This window comes from Streptomyces sp. NPDC026417, from assembly GCF_055567695.1.
The window spans coordinates 1-1289 of the sequence record NZ_JBVHPY010000121.1 but is presented as its reverse complement, the minus strand read 5'-3'; the positions used below and the strand labels follow the sequence as shown (position 1 = coordinate 1289).

The window sequence follows — 1289 nt, the reverse complement described above, 5'->3', positions numbered from 1 at the left end:
TCGCCGCGGGACCGGGTGCTGTGGGACACGGGCCACCAGTCCTACGTCCACAAGCTGCTCACCGGCCGCCAGGACTTCTCCAAGCTCAAGATGAAGGGCGGCCTCTCCGGCTACCCCTCGCAGGCCGAGTCCGAGCACGACGTCATCGAGAACTCGCACGCCTCCACGGTGCTCGGCTGGGCCGACGGCCTGGCGAAGGCGAACCAGGTGCTGGAGCGGGACGACCACGTCGTCGCGGTCATCGGCGACGGCGCCCTCACCGGCGGCATGGCCTGGGAGGCGCTGAACAACATCGCCGACGCCAAGGACCGCCCCCTGGTGATCGTCGTCAACGACAACGAGCGGTCCTACGCGCCCACCATCGGCGGGCTCGCCAACCACCTCGCGACCCTGCGCACCACCGACGGCTACGAGCGCTTCCTGGCCCGCGGCAAGGACCTCCTGGAGCGCACCCCGGTCGTCGGCCGGCCGCTCTACGAGACCCTGCACGGCGCCAAGAAGGGCCTCAAGGACTTCATCGCCCCGCAGGGCATGTTCGAGGACCTCGGCCTGAAGTACGTCGGCCCCATCGACGGCCACGACATCGAGGCCCTGGAGTCGGCGCTCGCCCGCGCCAAGCGGTTCGGCGGCCCGGTCATCGTGCACTGCCTCACCGAGAAGGGCCGCGGCTACCAGCCCGCCCTCCAGGACGAGGCCGACCGCTTCCACGCCGTCGGCAAGATCCACCCGGACACCGGCCTGCCCGTGGCCTCGTCCGGCGCCGACTGGACGTCCGTCTTCGGCGAGGAGATGGTCAGGCTCGGCCAGGAGCGCGAGGACGTGGTCGCCATCACGGCCGCCATGCTCCAGCCGGTCGGCCTCGACAAGTTCGCCAAGGCCTTCCCCAAGCGGGTCTACGACGTCGGCATCGCCGAGCAGCACGCCGCCGTCTCCGCGGCCGGCCTCGCCACCGGCGGGCTGCACCCCGTCTTCGCGGTCTACGCGACCTTCCTCAACCGGGCCTTCGACCAGGTCCTGATGGACGTCGCCCTGCACAAGTGCGGCGTGACCTTCGTGCTGGACCGCGCGGGCATCACCGGCACCGACGGCGCCTCGCACAACGGCATGTGGGACATGTCCATCCTCCAGGTCGTCCCGAACCTGCGGCTGGCCGCCCCGCGCGACGCCGACCAGGTCCGCGCCCAGCTGCGCGAGGCCGTGGAGGTCGACGACGCGCCCACCGTGGTCCGCTTCTCCAAGGGCGCGGTCGGCCCGGCGGTGCCCGCCGTGGGCCGGGTCGGCGGCATGGA

Annotated in this window: 1 protein-coding gene; it reads left to right on the top strand. The window is 71.9% G+C overall.

Annotated features, from left to right (window positions below):
* Positions 1–1289, top strand: a 1289-nt coding sequence (locus ACZ4NT_RS39320) for a 1-deoxy-D-xylulose-5-phosphate synthase N-terminal domain-containing protein (protein ID WP_467730232.1), incomplete at both ends; no start/stop codon positions are given.